Below are 23,082 nucleotides of genomic sequence, written 5' to 3'. Positions count from 1 at the left end.
TCACTGTAAGTCAACAAGTTGACTCACCCCGCCGCGTTCACATCGCGTGATCTCGCCGAGGCCATGCGTTATACGCGCACATAACGGGTGCGCTCGGTGAGATCACGCGATATGGACAGCGCGGCCTTGCCTCACTCAGGCGGTGAAGCGGGCGAGGAACTCCCGGGTGCGTGGTTCGCGAGGAGTCGCCAGCACCTCGGAAGGAGGCCCCTGCTCGACGATCGTGCCCGCGTCGAGGAACACCACGCGGTGGGCGACATCCCGCGCGAAGGCCATCTCGTGCGTCGCCATCAGGATCGTGGCGCCGTCGGCGGCGAGCTGCCGTACCAGCTCGAGCACCTCGCCCACGAGTTCGGGGTCGAGCGCCGACGTGATCTCGTCGAGGAACAGCACCTCGGGGTCGGTCGCGATGGCCCGCACGATCGCGGCACGCTGCTGCTGGCCGCCTGAGAGGCGGTCGGGGTGCTCGCGCGCCAGGTCGGCGAGCCCGATGCGGCCGAGCAGTTCGAGCGCACGAGCCTCGGCCTCACGCCGGGGAGTGCGGTGCACGACGCGCGAGGCCAGCGTGACGTTGTCGAGCACCGTGAGGTGCGGGAACAGGTTGTAGCTCTGGAACACGGCACCGAACCGCGAGCGGACGCGGTTCGCGTCGACGCGAGGGTCGGAGATGTCCTCGTCGTCGAGGAAGATCTGCCCGTCGTCGATGGGTTCGAGGAGGTTCAGGCATCGCAGCAGCGTCGACTTGCCGGATCCGCTCGCGCCGATGAGCGCGACCACTTCGTGGGTCGCCAGCTCGAGGCCGACGCCGCGGAGCACCTCGCGCTCGCCGAAGGACTTGTGGATGCCGGTCGCCCGCAGCAGAGCGGTCACAGGATCGCCCCCGCCTGCTCGCGTTCGCGCAGTCGTGCGGTGTACCAGTCGGTGAGCCGGATGGTGGGGATCGCGAGCAGGATGAACAGCACCCCGGCCACGACGTACGGCGTGAAGTTGTAGGTGAGCGAGGCGACGGATCTCGCCGCGGCGATGGCGTCGACCGCGCCGAGGATGGAGATCAGCCCGACGTCCTTCTGCATGGAGATGAAGTCGTTCATGAGGGGCGGCGTGATCTTGCGGAAGGCCTGGGGCAGCACGACGCGGCGCAGCGACTGCACGTACCCGAGGCCGAGCGCCCGTGCGGCGAGGCGCTGCGACGGGTGGACGGCTTCGATGCCGGCACGGATCACCTCGGCGACGTACGCGGAGTACGTGAGCGTCACCGCGATCACGCCGAGCAGCACGACCGGCATCCGCGTATTCGTGATGGTCGGCAGACCGAAGCCGATGAGGTAGAGCACGATGATGAACGGCAGGCCGCGGAAGAGGTCGGTGTAGCCGGCCGCGAGCACGCGCGCAGGGAAGAAGACCGGCCCGCGGAGGGTGCGCAGCACGGCGATCACGAGTGCCACGACGGCGACGGTCACGACGGAGTAGGCGAGGACCTGCAGGTTGATCAGGAAGCCGTCCCACACCTTCGGCAGCGCCTGGATCGCGACGTCGAGGTTGAAGAACGACTGCTGGACCTTCGACCAGCCCTCGGTGTTGATGACCGTCACCCAGACGATCGCCGCGAACGCGAGCGACGACGCGATCGCGATCAGGATGGACCGCCGCGAGCGACGGTGCCGGTAGGCGCGGCGGTCGAGCTCGAGCGCGCTGGGCTGGTGCGGGGTCACCGAACGAACGTAGCGGACGCGGTCACTGCAGCTGAGGCACGCCCTCGCTGAGGACGGCGAGCCACTCCTCCTCGAGGGCGTCGAGCGTTCCGTTCTCACGCAGGGTGTCGACGGCCGCGGTGACGTCCGCGGTCAGCGGGGAGTCCTTCGCCAGCAGCAGGCCCCACTGGTCGGGCACCCCCGCGGCCGGGAGCTCGCCGACGGTGAAGGAGTCGTCGATGTAGAAGTTCACCGCGGTGTACGCGGTCGGGGTGTCGAGCACGAGGGCATCGATCTGGCCGGCCTTGAGCGCGGCGACCGCGTCTTCGTTGGAGCTGTAGAGCTGCGGCGTGGCGGTGGGAGCGATGGCCTGTTCGATCGTCGTGGCGCTCGTGGACCCCGACATCGCGCCGAGCACCAGATCCTTGAGGCCCGCGATGTCGGTCACGCCCTCGGCGGCACCGCCCTTCAGCGCCACCACCGACTGGCTGGCCTCGTAGTAGGGCGACGAGAAGTCCACGGCCTGCTTGCGCTCGTCGGTGATCGTGTACTGCTGGATGTTGAAGTCGAAGCTCTTGGGTCCGGGCGCGATCGCCGACTCGAAGCTGGTCCGCACCCACTCGACGTCGTCGGCGGCGAAGCCGAGCTCCTCGGCGACGGCGTACGCGACCGCTGCCTCGAACCCTTCACCCGACGCCGGGTCATCGTCGATCACGTACGGCTCGTACGCCGTCTCGCCCGTCGCGATGGTGAGCTTGCCGGGGGTGAGGTAGCCCGCGTCGGCGGCGGCCGACTCGCTGCTTGCCGGCGCGGAACCCGAGGCGCAGCCGGTCAGGGCGAGGGCCGCGACGGCGATGCCGGCGGCGGCGATGCGGACGAGACGGATGCTGCGCGACATGGGTGCCTCCAGGAGTCGGGTGTCCGCGCGTGCGTGCTGTCGCTGCGCGGATCCCTCCATCTTGGCGAGGGGCCGGGCCGAACGGCCCGCGCGGGTCGGTTTGTTACACGTCTGATGCCGGGGAGCCGGGGCCCGCAGCATCCGTTTCGCAACATCTCGCGCTGCCCGAATCGGCATCCGCGACTGTTCCGAACGGCCGGCTGCGCTCGCGCTGCCCGATTCGGCATCCGCGGCCGTTCAGAACCGCAGCGGGTGCCGATTCGGACAGCGGAATGCGGAAGACGGATGCCGCGGCCCCGGCATCGGTCATCACGACGCGGACGCGAGCCGCGCTTCGGCCGCCGCCAGCGCGGCTCGCGCGCCGTCGGTGGGTGCGAGCACGACGAGTCCGCGGTACAGCTTCACGAGCGCCTCGACATCGAGGGCGCCGGTGCGGGCGCGGTCGCAGTGCACGGCCTGGATCGCGGCCTCGAGCTGGAATCGCCCCAGCGGTCGCCCGAGCGACGAGGCGCGGCGCAGCAGAGCGGCGCCCTCCGCGATGAGCGCGCGATCCCACTCGGCCGGGTCCTGCTCGTCGAGCGGCGGCCACGGCACGTCGGCGCGGGCGGGTGCGCGCGACTGCGCGTAGGTCAGCAGCGCGGCGAGGCCCCACGCCTCCGGCTCGTCGTCGAGGAGGGTCGCGGTGAGCACCGCGAGCCAGCGCGCCTCGTCGGCGAGCGACTCGCGCGGCTCCTCGCCCTGGTCGAGCCAGCCGATGGCGTACGCGGCGTAGATCGCCTCGAGCACGGCCGGCAGCCGGGACGGCATGTCGGCGAGGGCGGGCACGCGGAACGGGATGCCGGCGTCCCGGATCCGCCGCTTCGCTCGCACGAGCCGCTGGGCCATCGCGGACGGCTCGACCGCGAACGCGCGGGCGATCTCGGCCGCGTCGAATCCGAGCACCGTCTGCAGCATGAGCGGGGTGCGGACGGCAGGGTCGATGGCCGGGTGCGCGCACGCGAACAGCAGTTCGAGTCGACGGTCGGGGATCGCCTCGGCGCGCTCGAGAACGCTGAGTGCGTCGACCTCGCGCTCGTCGGCGCGCACCGCGGCGATCCCCTCGTCGAGCGGTACACCGGTGCGGTGCGCCGCTGACGAGAGGGCGTCGCGCAGTCGGTTGCGGGCCACGGTGACCAGCCACCCTTCGGGATTGGCGGGGATGCCGGCATCCGGCCACGTGCGCAGCGCGCGCTCGAACGCGTCGGCGAGGGCGTCCTCGGCGAGCGCGACGTCGCGCGTGGACGCTGCGACCACGGACAGGATGCGGCCGTACGACTCCCGCGCGGTGCGTGCCGCGACCGTGCGGGAGTCGGAAGCGGACGGCATCAGCTCGCGAACGGGGTCCAGGAGCCGTTCTCGAAGCGGGTGGCGCTGGGCCGCACCTCGACGGTGCCCCAGCTGATCGACGGCGCCTTGCCGGCCCAGTCGATCGCGGCATCGAGGTCGGCGACCTCGATGACGAACGTGCCGCCGAGCTGTTCCTTGGTGTCGGCGAACGGGCCGTCCTGCACCCGCAGCGTGCCGTCGGGCGCGGTCACCGTCGTGGTCACGGCGGAGGGCTGGAGCACCTCGGCCGAGACCAGCACGCCCGCGTCGTCGAGCGCCTTGGCGTACTCGTCGAACTCGCGCATGCCCTCGGCCCAGGCGTCGTCGCCCATGTCTTCGGGAGTCATCTCGGGGTAGTGGAGGAGGAGTGCGTACCGCATGGCGTCGTCCTTTCTTTCAGGGGTATCGACACCCTGATGACGATCGGCGCCCGCCCCGATCGACAGGTCGGGCGCAGTCAGCCCTTGCCGAGTTCGTCGAGCATGCGTCGCTGCTCGTCGGTGAGCCCGTCGTTCAGTTCTCGTCGGGCGGCGGATGCCTCGGGGGAGGGGATCGGCGGGGCCGCAGCATCCGTTCCCGCAGCCTTCGAACCGGTCGCCTTGTCGTAGAGCGTGCCGGCGTGGGCCTCGACTTTGTCGTCGATGGCGCCGTAGATCGCCCACCCGATGAGGAGGATCACCGGCGGGATGACCCAGCCCCAGAACGCGCCGAAGATGCCGCCGCCGATGGAGACCCCCGTGAAGACCACGGTGACGATCCAGACCAGGAACGCGACGGCGAAGGCGAGCAGGAACTCGACGAGCTTCTCGCCGGCCCTGGTGCGCTGATTCGCGGACTTCGCCGCCATCGAGCGGAACCACTTCTCGACCAGCGGCTTGATCCAGATGACGAGCGCAGTCAGCACGATGCCCGCCCAGAGCGCGGCCCAGCCGACGCGCGCGGGAGTGAGCCAGCCGACGATCAGCAGGACGACGATGTTGAACACCAGCAGCGAGAGGAACCGCACGACCCACTTCTTCATGACATCACTGTGCCACGTCGGGTCGGGCCTGTGGAACGACCCCGCGGGCGAGGGCTCAGGCGATCGAGACCAGCCGGGTGACGTCGTCGTCCGGCAGTTCGTCGGCCGTCGCGGCGACCGTCAGCTGGACCAGGTCGGCACGCCCCGAGAACACGTTGAGAAACGCCGTATCGGCGGCATCGCGACCCGTCGCGATGCGCACGAGGCTCGAGCGCGGCGCGAGCGTCGTCGCGTCGATCGCCCGCCATGCGCCGTCGATCCACGCTTCGGCGACGGCGTGGAAGTCCATGGGGCTCAGCCCGGGTGCGTACACGGCGACCATGCGCGCCGGGACGCCGAGCCCCCTCAGCAGCGCGACGCACAGGTGCGCGTAGTCGCGGCACACGCCCCGCCGGGCGAGCAGCGTGCGCGCGGCGCCGTCGGTGGGCAGCGAGGATCCGGGGATGTACGACAGACGTGTGCCGACCCACGACGAGACGGCGGCGAGGAGCTCGGTGGCACCCTCGATGCCGCGGAATTCGGCGGTCGCGGTGGGTGCCAGCGTGTCGGACTCGGCGTACCGGCTCGGCCGCAGATGGACGAACCGCTCGACATCGTCGTCGCCGCCCGCGGGGTCGCCGTCGTGAAGGGAGGCGCTGTACTCCATCGCGAACGACCCGACCGGCGCCATGACCCGGTGCAGGCGCGTGCCGTGGGCATCGCGAAGCTCGTGAATCTCGACGGGCCTGCCGTCCACGTGCGCCGCGAGGTGTTCGGAGTCGGGGGAGTAGTGCGCTGAGGCCGTGATCGCGAAGACCAACTCGGCCGGTTCGGTGACGTTCAGGGCGATGCGGCTGGAGACGTCTCGCTTCATCGCCCCAGCGTGACACGTGCGGACCGCCTTCCGGGCCGCCTTGACACGCTGCGCCTGCAGTGGTCGCGCTCAGTACGAGGCGCGCTCGCCGGAGGCGTCGGCGGGGATGAACCGGGCGGCGAGGGCTTCCGAGCCGCGCGCCAGGAGCGCGACGTCGGCGCCGACGAGGACGAACGACGCGCCGGCTTCGAGGTAGGCGTCGGCGGTGGCCGGGTCGAAGGCGTTGACGCCGACCGGCTTGCCGGCCGCGCGGACGGCGTCGAACGTGCGGTGGGCGGCGGCGACGACGTCGGGGTGGGTCTGCTGACCGAGCACGCCCATCGAGGCGGCGAGGTCACTGGGACCCACGAAGACGCCGTCGACGCCGTCGACGGCGGCGATCTCGGCGGCCGCCTCGACACCTGCCGTCGTCTCGATCTGGACGAACAGCGAGACGTGCGCGTCGGCGTCCTGGAGGTACCCGTCGACACGGTTCCAGCGGGCCGACCGCGCGAGCGCCGAGCCCACACCACGCGTGCCCTGCGGGGGATAGCGCACGGCGGCGACGGCGGCCTCGGCATCCGTCTTCGACGACACCATCGGCACGAGCAGGTTCTGGGCTCCGAGATCGAGCACCTGCTTGATCGTCACGACGTCGCCGATCGGCACGCGCACCACGGGCGTGATCGGGTAGGCGGCGACGGCCTGCAGCTGGGCGAGCACGGACTCGAGGCCGTTGGGCGAGTGCTCCATGTCGATGAGCACCCAGTCCAGGCCCGAGCCCGCGCAGATCTCGGCCACGAGCGGCGAGCCCGTGCACACCCACATGCCCGCGAGCGGGCGGTCGGCGTTCGCGAGGACGACGCTCAAAGTCGGGCTCAGACGAAGCGGCATTCGATCACTCCCATGGGTCCGTAGTCGCACCTGACCGTATCGCCCCGCGACACCCACATGGGGCGGGTGAAGGAGCCCGCGAGGATGATCTCGCCCGCCTCGAGGCGCGCGCCGTGCTGGTGGAACTTGTTCGCCAGCCACGCGACGCCCGTCGCGGGGTGGCCCAGCACGCCCGCGGCGACGCCGGTCTCCTCGATCTCGCCGTTGCGGCTCAGCACGCCGGGAACCCACCGCAGGTCGATCTCGTCGGGGCGCTTGCGCACGTCGCCGAGCACCATTGCGCCGTACGCGGCGTTGTCGGAGATCGTGTCGACGATGGTGCGGCCCTCGAGCTCGATGTGGGAGTTCAGCACCTCCAGCGCGGGCACGGCGTAGTCGATCGCCGCGAGGGCGTCGTCGAGGGTGCAGTCGGGGCCCTCGAGCGGGGTTCTCAGCACGAAAGCGAGCTCGACCTCGATGCGCACGTTCGAGAACTTCTCGACGGGGATCTCGGCACCGGAGCGGTACACGGTGTCGTCGAACATCACCCCGTAGTCGGGCTCGGTGATGCCCGTCGCCTGCTGCATCGCCTTCGACGTGAGCCCGATCTTGCGGCCCACCAGCGTGCGCCCGGCGGCGATGTTCTGGTCGCGCCACACGCCCTGGATCGCGTACGAGTCCTCGACCGTGGCGCCGGGGTACCGCGCCGTGATGCGCGGGATCACGCCGTGCGTGCGATCGGCCTCGGCCAGCTCGGCCGCGATGGCGGCGATGTCGTCGGGGTGCAGCATCCGTCTCCCCTTACAGCTGGTGGCCGAGCTTGTACTCGCCCTGTTTGTACTCGGGCATCGAGTCCTCGTCGGGGCGGGTGTACGAGAAGCCGTCGGCGCCGATGGTCACGGCCATCTCGGACGAGTCCGTGCGCGCCACCACGGGCTGCGGGTTGCCGTCGAGGTCGAGCACGAGCGAGGCCTCGGTGTACCACGACGGCACGACGGGGTTGCCCCACCAGTCGCGGCGCTGGTTGTCGTGCACGTCCCACGTGACGACGGGGTTGTCGGGGTCGCCGGTGTAGTAGTCCTGCGTGTAGATCTCGACGCGGTGTCCGTCGGGGTCGCGAAGGTAGAGGTAGAACGCGTTCGAGACGCCGTGGCGGCCGGGTCCGCGCTCGATCGCGTCGGAGCGGCGGAGCGCGCCGAGCTTGTCGCAGATCGCGAGGATGTTGTGCTTCTCGTGGGTCGCGAACGCGACGTGGTGCATGCGGGGCCCGTCGCCGCCGGTCATCGCGGTGTCGTGCACGGTGGGCTTGCGGCGCATCCAGGCGGCGTAGACGGTGCCCTCCTCGTCCTGGATGTCCTCGGTGACGCGGAAGCCGAGGGACTGCATGAAGTTCACGGCGCGGGGCACGTCGGGGGTGACCTGGTTGAAGTGGTCCAGGCGCACGAGCTCGCCGGGGGTGTGCAGGTCGTAGCGCCACGACAGGCGCTCGACGTGCTCGGTGGCGTGGAAGAACTCGTACGGGAACCCGAGCGGGTCGGTCACGCGCACCGAGTCGCCGATGCCCTTGGTGAAGCCGTCGGGGCGGCGCTCGATGCGGCAGCCGAGCTCCTCGTAGAAGGCGACGGCCTTGTCGAGATCCTCCGCCGACCGGACGCGGTACGAGAACGCGGCGACCGCGGCGACCGGCCCCTGGCGCAGCACGAGGTTGTGGTGGATGAACTCCTCCGTGGACCGGAGGTAGATCGTGTTCTCGTCCTCCTCGGTCACGTACAGGCCGAGCACGTCGACGTAGAACTCGCGCGACGCGAGCAGGTCGGTGACGACGAGCTCCATGTATGCGCAGCGCAGGATGTCAGGCGCCGGCACGGAGGGGGTGGGGATCGGGTTGTCGGAGAGGATCGGCGCCTCCTGGCTCACGTAGAAGCCGGAGGAGGTGCGGGTCATCTGGTCACGGTGGGTCATGTCGCGTCCTTGCGTGGGATATCGGAGATGGATGCTGCGGCCCTCAGTGGCCGGCGGCATCCGCCTTTCCGAAGGTGGGGTTGTGGGCGGGGCCGAGCGTGATGTGCACGGCCTGCTGGTCGGTGTAGAAGTCGATGGAGCGGTAGCCGCCCTCGTGGCCGAGACCCGAGGCCTTGACGCCGCCGAACGGGGTGCGCAGGTCCCGCACGTTGTTCGAGTTCAGCCAGACCATCCCGGCCTCGATCGCCTGCGAGAAGTTGTGCGCGCGCTTGAGGTCGTTGGTCCACACGTACGCGGCGAGCCCGTAGCGCACGCCGTTGGCGAGCTCGAGCGCTTCCTCGTCGGTGTCGAACGGGGTGATCGCGACGACCGGGCCGAAGATCTCCTCCTGGAAGATCCGGGCGTCCGGTGCCACGTCGGCGAACACGGTCGGACGCACGAAGTTGCCCGTCTCGAACCCCTCGGGGCGGTCGCCGCCGGCGACGAGTCGCGCCTCCGACTTGCCGATCTCGATGTACGAGACGACCTTGTCGTAGTGCTCGGGGTGCACGAGCGCCCCGACCTCGGTCTTCGGGTCGTGCGGGTAGCCGACGACGACGCGGTCGGCCTGCGCGGCGTAGCGCCTCACGAACTCGTCGTATACCGGGCGCTCCACGAGGATGCGCGAGCCCGCGGTGCAGCGCTCGCCGTTGAGCGAGAAGACACCGAAGATCGTGGCGTCGATCGCGGCGTCGAGGTCGGCGTCGGCGAACACGACCGCGGGGGACTTGCCGCCGAGCTCCATCGACAGGCCCTTGAGGAACGGCGCGGCGTTTCCGAAGATGAGCTGCCCGGTGCGGCTCTCGCCGGTGAACGAGATGAGCGGAACATCGGGATGCTTCACCAGCGCGTCGCCGGCATCCTCGCCGAGTCCGTTGACGAGGTTGAACACGCCCTTCGGGAGGCCTGCCTCCTCGAAGATGCCGGCCCACAGCGACGCCGACAGCGGCGTGAACTCGGCGGGCTTGAGCACCACCGTGTTGCCGGTGGCGAGCGCGGGGCCGAGCTTCCACGACTCGAGCATGAACGGGGTGTTCCACGGGGTGATGAGGCCTGCGACACCGATCGGCTTGCGGTTGACGTAGTTCATCTGCCGGCCCGGCACCTTGTAGGCGTCGTCGGCCTGCGCCACGATCAGGTCGGCGAAGAAGCGGAAGTTCTCGGCCGCGCGGCGGGCCTGGCCGAGGGCCTGTGTGATCGGCAGGCCCGAGTCGAACGACTCCAGCTCGGCGAGCCGCGCGTCGCGGGATTCGACGATGTCGGCGATGCGGTGCAGCACGCGCGAGCGCTCGCGCGGCAGCATCCGGGGCCACGGCCCCTCGGTGAACGCGCGTCGCGCCGCGGCAACGGCCCGGTCGATGTCGGCCTTCTTGCCGGCCGCGGCCTGCACGTAGGTCTCGTTCGTCACCGGGTCGAGCACGTCGAACGTGTCGCCGTCCTGCGAGTCGACGAACTCGCCGTCGATGTAGTGCTGGATGCGGCTCGGCAGGCCCTCGGGCACATGCCGCGTCGCGAGGACGGTCTGCGTGTCGGTCATTGCTGCTCCTTCGTCGGAGGTGGTGGAGACGGATGCCGGGGCTCCCGGCATCCGTGAGTCAGAACGCGGGAAGGCCCAGGGCCTCGTCGGGGTGCTCGTGGATCATGTACGCGTCGAGGGTCGCCGAGCGGTGGCGCCGGGCGGCCTTCTCGATCTCACCGAGCGGGGCGCCGGTCTCGATGAGCACGAGGATGTTCTCGTGCTCGCGCACCGATTCCTGCGCGCGGCCGGGCACGAAGCTGAACGTCGAGTCGCGCAGGTGGCCGAGACGCGCCCACTCGGCGTGCACGAGGTCGAGCATGCGCGGGTTCGCGCACTTCTCGAACAGCGCCGCGTGGAACTCCTGGTTCAGCGCGGTGAACGCCCGCGGGTCGAAGTGCTCGAGCGTCTCGATCATGAGCTCGTTGATGCGGCGCGCGTTGCGGACGTCGTCAGCGGTGAGCCGGCGCGCGGCCAGCGCGGTGGCGGCGCCCTCGAGGATCGACAGCGCCTGCATGCTGTAGCGGTACTGCGAGTCGTCGACCATCGACACCCGCGCCCCGACGTTGCGCTCGAACGTGACGAGCCCTTCTGCCTCGAGCTGTCGGATCGCCTCGCGCACCGGCACGACGCTCATGTCGAGATCGCCGGCGATGCTGCCCAGCACCAGGCGGTAGCCCGGCGTGAACTCCTGGTTCGCGATGCGCTCCTTGATCCAGCGGTACGCCTGCTGCGACTTGCTGAGCGTGTCGGCTTCGGTCGGGCTCATGCGCGGCCTTCCTCTCGGGCGTCGTACTTCGCGCGCCATTCGGCGTTCATCGGGAAGAGCCCGTCGACGGGATGCCCCTCCGCGACGCGGTCGGCGATCCAGGCGTCCTCGCCCTCCTGGGCGAGCGCGGCGTCGACGACCTCCTCGGCGATCCCCGGCGGGATCACGATGACCCCGTCGGCGTCGCCGACGATGATGTCGCCGGGCTGGACCGTGGTGCCGCCGCACGCGATCGTCACATCGGCGTCCCACGGCACGTGCTTGCGGCCCAGCATCGCGGGGTGCGCGCCGGACGAGTACACAGGGATGCCGACGGCGGCTACGGCCGCAGCATCCCGCACTCCGCCGTCGGTGACGATGCCGGCGGCGCCGCGGGCGTGCGCACGGATCGCGAGGATGTCGCCGAGCGTGCCCGAGCCCGCCTCGCCGCGCGCCTCGATCACGACGACCTCGCCGTCGCCGACGGCGTCGAACACGCGCTTCTGCGCGTTGTAGCCGCCGCCGTGGGACGCGAAGAGATCCTCGCGGTTGGGTACGAAGCGCAGTGTGCGGGCGATGCCGACGAGTTTGGGCTCGGGATGCAGGGGGCGCACGCCGTCGACGTGCACGTTGTTCAGCCCTCGCTTGCGCAGCTGCGCCGAGAGCCCGGCCACCGGAACGGCCTCAAGCTTGGCGCGCAGCTCGGGGGAGAGGAGCGGGGTCGCGGCGTCGATCGCGGGCAGCCCGGCGGCCTCGCGCGAGCCCCAGGCTTCCGTGCGCTGCAGGTCGTCGACCGCGGGCAGCGAGCCGAGCTCGGCGTCGAAGGCCGCCGAGCCCTGCGACACCGTCGTCACGAGTCGTCCCGACGACGGGCCGCCAGGAACGTCGACCTCGACCTCGACGACATCGCCGGGCTTCGCGACCGACGAGCCGGCGGGCGTGCCGGTGAGGATCACGTCGCCGGTCTCGAGCGTGAAGTGCTGCGACAGGTCGGCCACGAGCTGCGCGAGCGGGAAGATCATGCCCGCGGCGGTGTCGTCCTGCGCGATCTCGCCGTTGAGCCACGTGCGCACGCGCAGCGCCTCGGGGTCGATGGCGCGCGCATCGATGAGCGCCGGACCGATGGGCGTGTAGCCGTCGCCGCCCTTGGAGCGCACGTTCGAGCCCTTGTCGTTCGCGCGCAGGTCGTAGAGGCCGAAGTCGTTGGCGGCCGTCACCCACGCGACGTGGTCCCACGCGTCGGCGAGTCCGACGCGGCGGGCCGGGGTGCCGATCACGAGCGCGATCTCGCCCTCGAACGCGAGCAGCTCGGTGCCTTCCGGACGCTCGATGGTGTCGCCCGACGCCGCGACCGAGCTCGACGGCTTGAAGAAGTACGACGGATGCTGCGGCCGCCGCCCGCGCTGATCCGCACGCGACGCGTAGCTGAGGTGGATGGCGATGATCTTGCCCGGGCGGCCCGGAAGCGCCGCGAAACGGCGGTCTGCGGTTGGGTCCACGTGTCCGGAGGCTCCGCGCGACGCGCCGGCGGCGTGTGGAGAAGGCGTGGGGACCGTGATCTCGTCCATGAGCTCCCTTACTCGAAGCGACCTGTTGCGTCGTATTCGAAATCGTATATGATCGTGCAGCATCCGGCAACCATCCCCCAACGGTTCGCCGGCGACGATGTCGTCAGCCCCCGACACAGGAGTCACCATGAGCAGCACCTCAGGACCCACAGCAGGGTTCACCCCCACCGGAACCATCGCGTCCACCACGGACCGACGACGCGTCGTGTTCGCGACGGTCGTCGGCACCACCGTCGAGTGGTACGACTTCTTCATCTACGCGACCGCGGTCGGCCTGGTCTTCGGCCAGCTGTTCTTCGCACCGCTCGGCGCCAACAGTGCGATCGTCGCCTTCGCGACCGTCGGTGTGAGCTTCCTCTTCCGGCCGCTCGGTGCCTTCCTGGCCGGGCACTTCGGCGACAAGTACGGCCGCAAGGTCGTGCTGATGTGGACCCTGATCCTCATGGGCGCGGCCACCGCGCTCATCGGCGTGCTGCCGACCTACGAGGCGATCGGCGTCGCCGCGCCGATCCTCCTCGTGCTCCTGCGCATCGTCCAGGGCATCTCCGCCGGCGGCGAGTGGGGCGGCGCGGTGCTGATGGCCGTCGAGCACGCGCCGAAGCAGCGCCGCGGCGCGTTCGGAGCCTCGCCGCAGATCGGCGTGCCGCTCGGCCTGCTGCTCGCCTCGGGCGTCATGGCTCTCATGGCGATGATCGCTCCCGGAGACGCGTTCCTCGTGTGGGGCTGGCGTGTGCCGTTCCTGCTCAGCGTCGTGCTGATCCTCGTCGGCTACTACGTGCGCCGCCGCGTCGAGGAGAGCCCGGTCTTCGCCGAGCTCGCCGAGCGCAAGGAGAAGGCGCGCATGCCGATCATCACGCTCTTCCGCAAGCACCTGCTGCTCGTGTTCATCGCCGCGCTGGTGTTCGCCGGCAACAACGCCGTCGGCTACATGACCACGGGCGGCTACATCCAGGGCTACTCGACCAACCCCGAGGGCCCGCTCGCACTCGAGCGCGGGCCCGTGCTGTGGGCCGTCGCGGGTTCGGCGGTCACGTGGCTGCTGTCGACGCTGGCCGCCGGCTTCCTCTCCGACCGCATCGGCCGCCGCACGACGTACATCATCGGGTGGATCCTGCAGCTCGTCGGGGTGTTCCTGCTCTTCCCGCTCGTCAACACCGGGAGCATCTGGCTGCTCTTCCTGGGTCTCGCGATCCTCACGATCGGCCTCGGCTTCACGTACGGACCCCAGGCCGCGCTCTACTCCGAGCTGTTCCCGGCATCCATCCGCTTCTCGGGCGTCTCGATCTCGTACGCGATCGGTGCGATCCTGGGCGGCGCCTTCGCCCCGACCATCGCGACGGCCCTCGTGCAGGCGACCGGCTCCACGGTCTCCGTCACGTGGTACCTCGCCGCAATGACCGTCGTGGGCCTCATCGCCACGCTGCTTCTGCGCGACCGCTCCGGCATCCCGCTCGGCCCGGACCACGAGGCCGAGCAGTCGGTCAGCCCGATCTACGGCCTCTCCAAGGCCTGACCTTTCGGGAGCGGATGCCGCGTCCCTGAGCCCCTGTGCGGGCTCGGGTGCGCGGCATCCGCGCGTTTCAGCGGGTGCGCATGCCGTCCAGCGCGACCGCGACGACGTCGTGGGCGAGGCGCTCGCGGTCGACGGCGCCGCCCGGCCGGTACCACTCGACGATCGAGTTGACCATGCCGAAGACGAGGCGCGTGGTCACGGCGCCGTCGACGTCGGCGCGCACCTGACCCGCGCGCTGCGCCTCGGTCACGAGCGCGGTCACGCGGTGGTCGAACGCGCGGCGCCGCTCGAGAGCCGCGCGCTCGACGTCGCTGTTTCCGCGCACGCGCAGGAGGAGTGTCACATACGGAAGCTTGTCGACGAGCACGAGCACCGCGCCCCGCAGCACCGCGCCGAGCCGCTCCGCCGGGTCGCCGGCGGAGGCCCCGGGCTCCTCGAGCACGCCCTCGAGCCCGTCGAGCGCTTCGCCGAGCGCGAGCGCGAGCAGCTGCTCCTTCGAATCGAAGTGGTGGTACAGCGCCGACTTCGTGAGGCCCAGGCGTGAGGCGAGATGGGCGACCGACGTGGCGTCGTACCCCTGCTCGTTGAAGAGGGTGACGGCGACGGCGAGCACCTGATCGCGGTCGTAGCCGGGGCGGCCGCGTCGCGCGGGAGAGGTGTCGGTGCTCGCGGACATGCGCCCAGTCTCGCACCCGTCGGCGTCGGCGCCGCGCGACACGGTGACATTACTGAACGATCGATCAGATATTATGGGCGCGAGACCGCGACGAAGCGGATCGAGAGGATGCCGATGCCTGAGCCGCTCAAGATCGAGCGCCGCGAGGACCGCGTCGTCGCGACGCTGTCACGGCCGGAGGTGCGCAACGCCATCGACCAGGACACCATCGACCGGCTGCATGAGCTGTGCGGCGAGCTCGAGCGCGAGCCGCGCACGCTCATCCTCACGGGCTCCGATGGTGTGTTCGCCTCGGGCGCCGACATCGCCCAGCTGCGGGAGCGCCGCGCCGCTGACGCGCGCCGGGGGATCAACACGAGGGCGTTCACGCGGATCCGCAACCTGCCGATGCCCGTCATCGCGGCGATCGACGGCTACGCCCTCGGCGGGGGCGCCGAGCTCGCATACGCGGCCGACATCCGCATCGGCTCGCCGAGCCTCAAGATCGGCAACCCCGAGACCGGCCTCGGCATCATCGCGGCCGCCGGTGCGACGTGGCGCCTGCCCGAGATCGTCGGCGAGGCGCGGGCTGCGGAGCTGCTCCTGACCGGACGGATCCTGGATGCCGACACCGCCGTCGAGTGGGGACTGGTGTCGTCGCTGTTCGAGCCGGGCGACCTCCTTCCCGCCGCCCACGCGATCGCCGACCGGATCGCGCGCAACGATCCGCTCGCGACGCGCCACACGAAGACGGCGCTCCTCGCCCCGCGCGCCGCGCACCCGGAGATCGAGCTGGAGCTGCAGGCGCAGCTCTTCGAGAGCCCCGAGAAGGACCGCCGCATGACCGCGTTCCTCGAGAGGAAGCGCTGATGAGCGCGGCCGACGACAGCACCCGGTCGTTGAGCGAGCGAAGCGAGACGAAACGCCCTGAGTCTTCGGGGGTGCCTGAGCGGGTCGGGGTGATCGGCGGCGGGCGCATGGGTGCGGGCATCGCGCACGCGTTCGTGCTCGCCGGCGCCGACGTGGTCGTGGTCGAGCGCGACGCGGACGCGGCGGTCGCAGCATCCGCTCGCCTTCTCGAGAGCGTGCGCCGCAGCGTCGAGCGCGGCACCACCGATCGAGGGGTCGACGCGCTCGCCGCGGCCATCGAGACGGCGACGGATGCTGCGGCTCTGGCCGGCTGCGGTCTCGTGGTGGAGGCGGTCCCGGAGGATCGGGAGCTCAAGCTCGACGCCCTCGGGCGTGCGGAACGCGTGCTCGCGCCGGAGGCGGCCCTGGCCACCAACACGTCGTCGATCTCCATCGACGACCTCGCATCCGTTCTGGATCGGCCCGAGCGCTTCCTGGGGCTGCACTTCTTCAACCCCGTGCCGGCGTCGCAGCTCGTGGAGGTCGTCACCGGCACCGCGACCGATGCCACGCTCGTCGACGCGGCGAAAGGCTGGATCGCGGCGCTGGGCAAGACGCCGGTCGTCGTGCGTGACAGCCCGGGCTTCGCATCGAGTCGACTCGGGGTCGCGCTCGGGCTCGAGGCGATCCGCATGCTCGAGGAGGGGGTCGCCTCGGCCGCCGACATCGATGCGGCGATGGAGCTCGGGTACCGGCATCCGGTCGGTCCCCTCCGGACGACCGACCTCGTCGGCCTCGACGTGCGCCTCGGCATCGCCGAGGAGCTGCACCGCGAACTCGGGGAGCGCTTCGCGCCCCCGGAACTGCTCAGGCGCCTCGTCGCCGACGGACATCTCGGCCGCAAGACCGGCCGCGGCTTCTACGAATGGAGTGACCAGTGACCGACATCCTCCCCAGCTACCTGCGCGACGCGTGGTGGACGCCCGCCTCGGCGACCGGTGCGACGGATGTGCGCGACGCGTCGACGGGTGAGGTCGTGACGCGCGTCAGCACCGACGGGATCGACCTCGCCGGCGCGATCGTCCATGCACGGACCATCGGCCAGGCGAGCCTCGGCGCGCTGACGTTCCACCAGCGTGCGCTGCTGCTGAAGGAGTTCGGCATCGCGCTGACCGCGCGCAAGGAGGAGCTCTACGAGCTGTCCAAGCGCGCGGGCGCGACCACGCGCGACTCGCTGAGCGACGTGGACGGCGGCATCGGAGTGCTCTTCACCTACTCGTCGAAGGGGCGGCGCGAGCTGCCCAACGCCCAGGTGTACCTCGACGGCCCGGTCGAGTCGCTGTCGAAGGACGGCTCGTTCCTCGGGCGCCACGTGTACACGCGGCTGCCCGGCGTTGCCGTGCAGATCAACGCCTTCAACTTCCCGATGTGGGGCGCGCTCGAGAAGTTCGCCCCCGCGTTCCTCGCGGGCGTGCCGACGATCGTGAAGCCCGCCACGCCGACGGCGTACGTGGCCGAGGCATGGCTGCGGATCCTCGTCGAGACCGGGAAGCTGCCGGCCGGCTCCCTCCAGCTGGTGAGCGGCGCCGTGCCGGGGCTGTTCGACCACCTGGGGCTCGGCGACCTCGTCGGGTTCACCGGGAGCGCGTCGACGGCGTCCCGGCTTCGCGAGCAGGCGGCCCCGGGCGTCAGGTTCACGAGCGAGACCGACTCGATCAACGCGTCGGTGCTCGGCCCCGACGCCGTCCCGGGCACGCCCGAGTTCGATGCGTACGTCAAGCAGCTCATGGTCGAGCTCACGACGAAGGCGGGGCAGAAGTGCACCGCGATCCGCCGCGCCATCGTGCCGGCGGACGCCGTCGAGCCGCTCGTCGGCGCCCTGCGCGACAAGATCGCCGAACGCGTCGTCGTGGGTGATCCCCACACTGAAGGCGTCACGATGGGCCCGCTCGTCTCGCTCGCGCAGCGCGACGAGGTGCTGCGCGCCGTGGGTGAGCTCGAAGCCGCGGGCGGCCGCATCCTGCTCGGGACGACGGATGCCCCGGACGTGACGCTCGCCGACGGCTCGACCGGTCCCGCCCCAGACGGAGCCTTCCTCACGCCCATCGTGATCGGGTTCGACGGCGCGGCCGACGCGCTGCCCGACGCGGTGCACGACGTCGAGGCCTTCGGCCCCGTGGCGAGCGTGCTCGCCTACCGCACGGTCGATGAAGCGGCCGACCTCGTCGGCCGCGGCGGCGGGTCGCTCGTGACGAGCGTCGCGACCGCCGACCCCGCGGTCGCCGCGACCCTGCTGGCCCGTACCGCCGCCTACAACGGACGCCTGCTGTTCCTCGACCGCGACGACGCCCGCACGTCGACGGGCCACGGCGCGCCCGTGCCGCACCTCGTGCATGGCGGGCCCGGCCGCGCCGGCGGCGGAGAGGAGCTCGGCGGCATCCGCGCGGTGCTGCATCACATGCAGCGGACCGCGTTGCAGGGCTCGCCCGCGATGCTGACGGCGCTGACCGGTGTGTGGCATCAGGGTGCAGCATCCCGATCCGATCGTCACCCGTTCCGCAAGTCGCTCGCCGAGCTCGCGGTCGGCGACCAGATCGCCTCGCCCCTGCGCCCCGTGACCCTCGACGACATCGAGACGTTCGCGCACTTCACCGGCGACCTGTTCTACGCCCACATGGACGAAGAGGCGGCCGCCGCCAACCCGTTCTTCCCGGGCCGCGTCGCGCACGGCTACCTGCTCGTCTCGTGGGCGGCGGGGCTCTTCGTCGATCCCGAGCCCGGCCCCGTGCTCGCAAACTACGGCCTCGAGAACCTGCGGTTCATGACCCCGGTGTCGCCCGGCGACGAGATCCGAGTGGTGCTCACGGCCAAGCAGATCACCCCGCGCGAGACCGACGAGTACGGCGAGGTGCGGTGGGACGCCGTCATCCTCAACCAGCGCGACGAGATCGTCGCGACCTACGACGTCCTCACGCTGGTCGCGAAGACGGCGGCGGAATCGGATGCTGCCGCCGAGGCATCCGTCGCCCCGGTCTCTGCGGAGGTCACGGCATGATGCCCGCGTCAGCTCCGCGCGGTCGAAATCGGCGTCCGCGGTCGGAGCGTTCGGCCGCGGATGCCGGTTTCGGCAGCGCATGCGGAGGCACGGATGCGGATGGGGCAGCGGATGCCGCTTTCGGCAGCGTGGAGCCGGGCGCATGACCGACCCCGCCGCGCACTTCGTGGGCCAGCGTCGCATGCTGCAGCGCGACCGCGCGTCGGCCGCGCTCGGCATGGTCGTCGAGCGCGACGAGCCCGGTGAGGCGGTCGTGTCGATGCCGGTGCGGGACGACATGACGAACGGGTTCGCCATCACGCACGGCGGCATGGTGTTCGCGCTCGCCGACACGGCGTTCGCGATGGCCTGCAACGAGAGCGGCGACGTGACGGTGGCCGCCGGCGCCGACATCTCGTTCCTCAAGGCCACGCACGCCGGCCAGACGCTCACCGCGCACGCGCGGCGGCGCATCCTCTCCGGGCGCAACGGCCTCTACGACGTCACGGTGACCGACGACACCGGCGACGTGGTCGCCGAGTTCCGCGGTCGGTCCGTCACCACGCGCCGCACCCACCCCGACGATGCGGTCGGCGGCGGTGCCGAAGCATCCGTCACCGGGTAGACTTTACTGAACGAACGGTCTGTAAATAAGGAGTCGATGATGACGACCGAGGTGCTGATCGACGAGGTCGCCGAGCAGGCGGCGTTCGACGCGATCATCGAGGCCGACTCGCGCATCGAGCCGCGGGACTGGATGCCGGCGGCCTATCGCAAGACGCTGATCCGGCAGATCTCGCAGCACGCGCATTCCGAGATCATCGGGATGCAGCCTGAGGGCAACTGGATCTCTCGCGCGCCGAGCCTCAAGCGCAAGGCGATCCTGATGGCGAAGGTGCAGGACGAGGCCGGTCACGGCCTGTACCTGTACTCCGCCGCCCAGACCCTGGGCATCACGCGCGACGAGATGACCGAGCAGCTCATCGAGGGGCGGGCGCGGTATTCGTCGATCTTCAACTACCCGACGCCGACGTGGGCCGACATGGGCGCGATCGGCTGGCTCGTCGACGGCGCCGCGATCTGCAACCAGGTGCCGCTGTGCCGCGCCTCGTACGGCCCGTACGGCCGAGCGATGGTGCGCATCTGCAAGGAGGAGTCGTTCCACCAGCGGCAGGGCTTCGAGATCCTGCTGACCCTCATGCAGGGGACGCCCGCGCAGCGGGAGATGGCTCAGGATGCCGTGAACCGCTGGTACTGGCCGTCGCTCATGATGTTCGGGCCGCCTGACGACGAGTCGCCGAACTCGGCGCAGTCGATGGCCTGGAAGATCAAGCGCTTCTCGAACGACGACCTGCGGCAGCGGTTCATCGGGATGCTGGTGCCCCAGGCCGAGGTGCTGGGTGTGACCCTTCCCGATCCCGAGCTGCGGTGGGACGAGCAGGCTCAGCGGTGGCACACGAGCGAGATCGACTGGACGGAGTTCCACGAGGTGCTCGCCGGCCGTGGCCCGATGAACGTCGAGCGCATCCGCAACCGCCGCAACGCCCACGAGGAGGGCGCGTGGGTGCGCGAGGCGGCCGCCGAGTACGCCCGCAAGCAGAACGTGAAGGCGGTGGCGGCATGACCACTCCCGGCGCATCCGAGCGCGAGACCTGGCCGCTGTACGAGGTGTTCGTTCGCGCGAACCGCGGACTCTCCCATGTGCACGCGGGCTCGCTGCACGCTCCCGACGCCGAGTTCGCGCTGCGCAACGCGCGCGACCTCTACACGCGCCGGGGCGAGGGCACCTCCGTGTGGGTCGTCCCTGCCGACGCGATCACGACGAGCGACCCCGACTCGAAGGGCGCGTTCTTCGAGAGCCCCGCGGGCAAGAACTACCGCCACGCCACGTACTACACGGCGTCGGAGGGGGTGCCTCACCTGTGAGCACCATCGGCCACACGGGTTTGGGGCGCGATTCGTCCGTTGGGGCGGATAACGTCCGCCCCGACGGAGAGAACGCGCCCCAAACCGGGGAAGAAGCCACGCACGGTGACGTGACCGTCGAGCAGCTCGAGCTGTCGGCCGAACTGGCCGGGGGCGAAGGTCGCGCGGCGACGGCGGACGTCGCCGAGTACGCGCTGTGGCTCGGCGACGACGCACTGGTGCTGTCGCAGCAGCTCGGCGCGTGGATCGCCCGCGCCCCCGAGCTCGAGGAGGACGTCGCGCTGGCGAACATCGCACTCGACCTGCTCGGGCACGCGCGCTCCTTCCTCCGCTACGCCGGGACGTACGACGACCGCACCGAGGACGACCTCGCGTACTGGCGCGACGAGCCGGACTTCCGCAGCGCCTGGCTCTTCGAGCAGCCCAACGGAGACTTCGCGCAGACGATCGCGCGTCAGCTGGCAGCATCCGTGTACCTGTTCGAGCTGTACACGGCGCTGCAGACATCGTCCGACGACACTCTCGCTGCGATCGCGGCGAAGGCGGTCAAGGAGGTCGAGTACCACCGCGACCACGCCGTGCAGTGGACGCTGCGCCTCGCGGGCGGCACCGCGGAGTCGCGGCGGCGCATGATCCGCGCGATCGGGGACGTGTGGCCGTACGTGGGCGAGCTGCTCCGCGACGAGCCGCTGATCGAGCGTCTCGACGGCGTCGCCGTGCGGCCATCGATGCTGCAGCCGGCGTTCGACGCCGTGATCTCCGCGGTCTTCGCCGAGGCCGGACTCGACGTTCCGACCACTCCGATGTCGTCGGCCGGCGGGCGCCACGGGTCGCACTTCCCGACGATGGGCTACCTGCTCGCCGAGATGCAGGTGCTCGCCCGACAGCACCCGGGGGCGACATGGTGACCGGCGCGGCAACGGCCGAGCGGGCGTGGGAGGTCGTGGCATCCGTTCTCGATCCCGAGGTTCCCGTCCTCACGATCGAGGATCTCGGCGTGCTGCGCGACGTCGTGGTCGACGCCGGGCGCGTGACGGTCACGATCACGCCGACCTACTCGGGGTGCCCCGCGATGGACGCGATCCGCGACGACGTCGTGCTCGCCCTCACCTCGGCGGGCTTCGACGACATCGACGTGCGACTGGTGCTCGCCCCCGCGTGGACCACCGACTGGATGACGGATGCCGGCAAGCACAAGCTCGTCGAGTACGGCATCGCGCCGCCCACCGGGCGTGCGGCGGTGAGCGGAGCGATCCGGCTGCAGCTGTCGGTGCGGTGCCCGCGTTGCGGGTCGCTCGACACGCGCGAGCTCGCGCGGTTCGGGTCGACGTCGTGCAAGGCGCTGTACGAGTGCCGCGCGTGCCTCGAGCCCTTCGACCATTTCAAGGTCCACTGATGCGGTCCGAATCGACATCGGCGAGCGAGAACGAGCGCATCGCCGAGACGCTGCTCACCACCGCGGTCGGCGGCCCGCGCGGCGCCAAGCATCGCGCACGGTTCCACACGCTGCGGGTCGCGGCGGTGCGGCCGCTCACGGATGCCTCGGTGGAGGTGACTTTCGCGATCCCCGAGGAGTCGCGGGACGCGTTCGACTACCTCGCGGGTCAGCATGTCGCGCTGCGGAAGGTCCTCGACGGCCACGAGGTGCGCCGTTCGTACTCGCTGTGCCGCGCGGAGGATGCGGGTGGCGGCGGTGATGGGCCGCGCACCATCAGCGTCGCGATCAAGCGCGATTCGGGGGGCCGGTTCTCGACCTGGGCGCAGACCGAGCTGAAGGTCGGCGACGAGATCGACGTGATGAGCCCGCAGGGCACGTTCACCTCGAAGCTCGGCGACCTCGACGACGCGCACGTCGTGGGGATCGCCGCGGGGTCGGGCATCACGCCGCTCATGGCGCTCGCCGCGACGGTGCTCGCGCGGTCGCGCTCGTCACGGTTCACGCTCGTCTACACGAACCGTTCGAGCCTCGACGTGATGTTCCTCGACGAGCTCTCGGACCTCAAGGACCGCTATCCGACCAGGCTCGCGCTGCACCACGTGCTCTCTCGCGAGCAGCGCACCGCCCCGCTGCTGTCGGGCCGCATCGACGAGCCGAGGCTGCGGCGGATCCTCGGCGACCTCGTGCTGCCCGACACGGTCGACGAGTGGTTCCTGTGCGGACCGTTCGAACTCGTGCAGCTGTGCCGCGACACCCTCGCGGACATCGGCGTCGACCCTGCGCACGTGCGTTACGAGCTGTTCACGACGGGCGAGGGGGAGCGCGCCGAGCCGTCGGCGGGGCGCCCGGTCGTCGTCGCGGAGAACGAGGCGGTGCGCCGCATCGAGTTCACCCTCGACGGGCAGTCGCAGGCCGTCGACAGTCCTGTCGCCGCGCACGAGTCGATCCTCAACGCGGCGCTGCGCGTGCGCCCCGACGTGCCGTTCGCATGCGCCGGCGGCGTGTGCGGCACGTGCCGTGCGCGCCTGCTCCAGGGTTCGGTCACGATGACCGAGAACTACGCGCTCGAGCCCGACGAGCTCGAGCGCGGGTACGTGCTCACCTGCCAGTCGCACCCCACGACCGATACCGTCGTCGTCGACTACGACGTCTAG

General features: G+C 70.8%; 24 protein-coding genes. 10 read left to right on the top strand and 14 right to left on the bottom strand.

What is annotated here, in order from left to right; all coding sequences use genetic code 11:
• Positions 1 to 135 precede the first annotated feature (135 nt).
• The 13 genes from Q9R33_RS01890 to Q9R33_RS01830 form a co-directional block, all read right to left on the bottom strand.
• Positions 136 to 870 carry an amino acid ABC transporter ATP-binding protein gene (locus Q9R33_RS01890; RefSeq protein ID WP_311292678.1) on the bottom strand — a complete coding sequence of 245 codons (735 nt, stop codon included), beginning with the start codon at positions 868 to 870 and terminating at the stop codon, positions 136 to 138.
• Positions 867 to 1,712 (bottom strand): amino acid ABC transporter permease, encoded by an 846-nt coding sequence (locus Q9R33_RS01885; RefSeq protein ID WP_311292677.1) that lies wholly within the window; start codon positions 1,710 to 1,712, stop codon positions 867 to 869. The genes Q9R33_RS01890 and Q9R33_RS01885 overlap by 4 nt, the downstream gene beginning before the upstream one ends.
• A gap of 22 nt (positions 1,713 to 1,734) precedes the next feature.
• Complete coding sequence (locus tag Q9R33_RS01880) at positions 1,735 to 2,589, bottom strand: transporter substrate-binding domain-containing protein (RefSeq protein WP_311292676.1); 855 nt, start codon at positions 2,587 to 2,589, stop codon at positions 1,735 to 1,737.
• A gap of 309 nt (positions 2,590 to 2,898) precedes the next feature.
• Positions 2,899 to 3,954: a DUF6596 domain-containing protein gene (locus Q9R33_RS01875; protein ID WP_310247633.1), complete on the bottom strand. Its 1,056-nt coding sequence runs from the start codon at positions 3,952 to 3,954 to the stop codon at positions 2,899 to 2,901.
• Positions 3,954 to 4,334 carry a YciI family protein gene (locus tag Q9R33_RS01870; protein WP_056370738.1) on the bottom strand — a complete coding sequence of 127 codons (381 nt, stop codon included), beginning with the start codon at positions 4,332 to 4,334 and terminating at the stop codon, positions 3,954 to 3,956. The genes Q9R33_RS01875 and Q9R33_RS01870 overlap by 1 nt, the downstream gene beginning before the upstream one ends.
• Positions 4,335 to 4,411: 77 nt before the next feature.
• Positions 4,412 to 4,975 (bottom strand): hypothetical protein, encoded by a 564-nt coding sequence (locus tag Q9R33_RS01865; RefSeq protein ID WP_311292675.1) that lies wholly within the window; start codon positions 4,973 to 4,975, stop codon positions 4,412 to 4,414.
• Positions 4,976 to 5,030: 55 nt separating this feature from the next.
• The gene (locus Q9R33_RS01860; RefSeq protein ID WP_311292674.1) at positions 5,031 to 5,828 is read right to left on the bottom strand and encodes a transglutaminase family protein; all 798 of its coding nucleotides are present in this window, start codon (positions 5,826 to 5,828) and stop codon (positions 5,031 to 5,033) included.
• 69 nt (positions 5,829 to 5,897) lie between these two features.
• Positions 5,898 to 6,701 carry an aldolase/citrate lyase family protein gene (locus Q9R33_RS01855; RefSeq protein ID WP_311292673.1) on the bottom strand — a complete coding sequence of 268 codons (804 nt, stop codon included), beginning with the start codon at positions 6,699 to 6,701 and terminating at the stop codon, positions 5,898 to 5,900.
• The gene (locus Q9R33_RS01850; RefSeq protein ID WP_311292672.1) at positions 6,686 to 7,471 is read right to left on the bottom strand and encodes a fumarylacetoacetate hydrolase family protein; all 786 of its coding nucleotides are present in this window, start codon (positions 7,469 to 7,471) and stop codon (positions 6,686 to 6,688) included. The genes Q9R33_RS01855 and Q9R33_RS01850 overlap by 16 nt, the downstream gene beginning before the upstream one ends.
• Positions 7,472 to 7,481: 10 nt before the next feature.
• A complete protein-coding gene (gene hpaD / locus Q9R33_RS01845) occupies positions 7,482 to 8,642 on the bottom strand; it encodes a 3,4-dihydroxyphenylacetate 2,3-dioxygenase (RefSeq protein ID WP_056370728.1) in 1,161 nt (386 codons plus the stop codon).
• A 43-nt stretch (positions 8,643 to 8,685) separates the two neighbouring features.
• The gene (hpaE, locus tag Q9R33_RS01840; protein WP_310247653.1) at positions 8,686 to 10,218 is read right to left on the bottom strand and encodes a 5-carboxymethyl-2-hydroxymuconate semialdehyde dehydrogenase; all 1,533 of its coding nucleotides are present in this window, start codon (positions 10,216 to 10,218) and stop codon (positions 8,686 to 8,688) included.
• Between the two features lie 58 nt (positions 10,219 to 10,276).
• Positions 10,277 to 10,966 (bottom strand): GntR family transcriptional regulator, encoded by a 690-nt coding sequence (locus tag Q9R33_RS01835; RefSeq protein ID WP_311292671.1) that lies wholly within the window; start codon positions 10,964 to 10,966, stop codon positions 10,277 to 10,279.
• The gene (locus tag Q9R33_RS01830; RefSeq protein ID WP_396654056.1) at positions 10,963 to 12,513 is read right to left on the bottom strand and encodes a fumarylacetoacetate hydrolase family protein; all 1,551 of its coding nucleotides are present in this window, start codon (positions 12,511 to 12,513) and stop codon (positions 10,963 to 10,965) included. The genes Q9R33_RS01835 and Q9R33_RS01830 overlap by 4 nt, the downstream gene beginning before the upstream one ends.
• A 127-nt stretch (positions 12,514 to 12,640) precedes the next feature.
• Between Q9R33_RS01830 and Q9R33_RS01825 the strand changes: the two genes are divergently transcribed.
• A complete protein-coding gene (locus Q9R33_RS01825; RefSeq protein WP_311292669.1) occupies positions 12,641 to 14,026 on the top strand; it encodes an MFS transporter in 1,386 nt (461 codons plus the stop codon).
• Between the two features lie 67 nt (positions 14,027 to 14,093).
• On the opposite strand, the gene Q9R33_RS01820 is transcribed toward Q9R33_RS01825, so the two are convergent.
• Entirely contained in the window at positions 14,094 to 14,702 is a 609-nt protein-coding gene (locus Q9R33_RS01820; protein ID WP_311292668.1) for a TetR/AcrR family transcriptional regulator, read from the bottom strand.
• Between the two features lie 114 nt (positions 14,703 to 14,816).
• Between Q9R33_RS01820 and Q9R33_RS01815 the strand changes: the two genes are divergently transcribed.
• The 9 genes from Q9R33_RS01815 (at position 14,817) to paaE (ending at position 23,082) form a co-directional block, all read left to right on the top strand.
• The gene (locus Q9R33_RS01815) at positions 14,817 to 15,551 is read left to right on the top strand and encodes an enoyl-CoA hydratase/isomerase family protein (RefSeq protein WP_310247670.1); all 735 of its coding nucleotides are present in this window, start codon (positions 14,817 to 14,819) and stop codon (positions 15,549 to 15,551) included.
• Positions 15,552 to 15,622: 71 nt separating this feature from the next.
• On the top strand, positions 15,623 to 16,471 hold the full coding sequence (locus tag Q9R33_RS01810; RefSeq protein WP_268776136.1) for a 3-hydroxyacyl-CoA dehydrogenase family protein: 849 nt from the start codon (positions 15,623 to 15,625) through the stop codon (positions 16,469 to 16,471).
• The gene (gene paaZ / locus Q9R33_RS01805; RefSeq protein ID WP_311292667.1) at positions 16,468 to 18,585 is read left to right on the top strand and encodes a phenylacetic acid degradation bifunctional protein PaaZ; all 2,118 of its coding nucleotides are present in this window, start codon (positions 16,468 to 16,470) and stop codon (positions 18,583 to 18,585) included. Before Q9R33_RS01810 ends, paaZ begins: the two co-directional genes overlap by 4 nt.
• A gap of 142 nt (positions 18,586 to 18,727) precedes the next feature.
• On the top strand, positions 18,728 to 19,189 hold the full coding sequence (gene paaI, locus Q9R33_RS01800) for a hydroxyphenylacetyl-CoA thioesterase PaaI (protein ID WP_082497108.1): 462 nt from the start codon (positions 18,728 to 18,730) through the stop codon (positions 19,187 to 19,189).
• Positions 19,190 to 19,225: 36 nt separating this feature from the next.
• The gene (paaA, locus tag Q9R33_RS01795; RefSeq protein WP_056370715.1) at positions 19,226 to 20,188 is read left to right on the top strand and encodes a 1,2-phenylacetyl-CoA epoxidase subunit PaaA; all 963 of its coding nucleotides are present in this window, start codon (positions 19,226 to 19,228) and stop codon (positions 20,186 to 20,188) included.
• The gene (gene paaB, locus Q9R33_RS01790) at positions 20,185 to 20,490 is read left to right on the top strand and encodes a 1,2-phenylacetyl-CoA epoxidase subunit PaaB (RefSeq protein WP_056370714.1); all 306 of its coding nucleotides are present in this window, start codon (positions 20,185 to 20,187) and stop codon (positions 20,488 to 20,490) included. Before paaA ends, paaB begins: the two co-directional genes overlap by 4 nt.
• 110 nt (positions 20,491 to 20,600) lie before the next feature.
• Positions 20,601 to 21,398: a 1,2-phenylacetyl-CoA epoxidase subunit PaaC gene (gene paaC / locus Q9R33_RS01785; RefSeq protein ID WP_396654055.1), complete on the top strand. Its 798-nt coding sequence runs from the start codon at positions 20,601 to 20,603 to the stop codon at positions 21,396 to 21,398.
• Complete coding sequence (paaD, locus tag Q9R33_RS01780; protein ID WP_311292666.1) at positions 21,392 to 21,886, top strand: 1,2-phenylacetyl-CoA epoxidase subunit PaaD; 495 nt, start codon at positions 21,392 to 21,394, stop codon at positions 21,884 to 21,886. Before paaC ends, paaD begins: the two co-directional genes overlap by 7 nt.
• A complete protein-coding gene (gene paaE / locus Q9R33_RS01775) occupies positions 21,886 to 23,082 on the top strand; it encodes a 1,2-phenylacetyl-CoA epoxidase subunit PaaE (protein WP_310247687.1) in 1,197 nt (398 codons plus the stop codon). The genes paaD and paaE overlap by 1 nt, the downstream gene beginning before the upstream one ends.

The sequence above is a fragment of the Microbacterium sp. PRC9 genome, from assembly GCF_031844125.1.
Taxonomy (GTDB): Bacteria; Actinomycetota; Actinomycetes; order Actinomycetales; family Microbacteriaceae; genus Microbacterium.
This window is presented reverse-complemented; position numbering and strand designations above follow the sequence as displayed.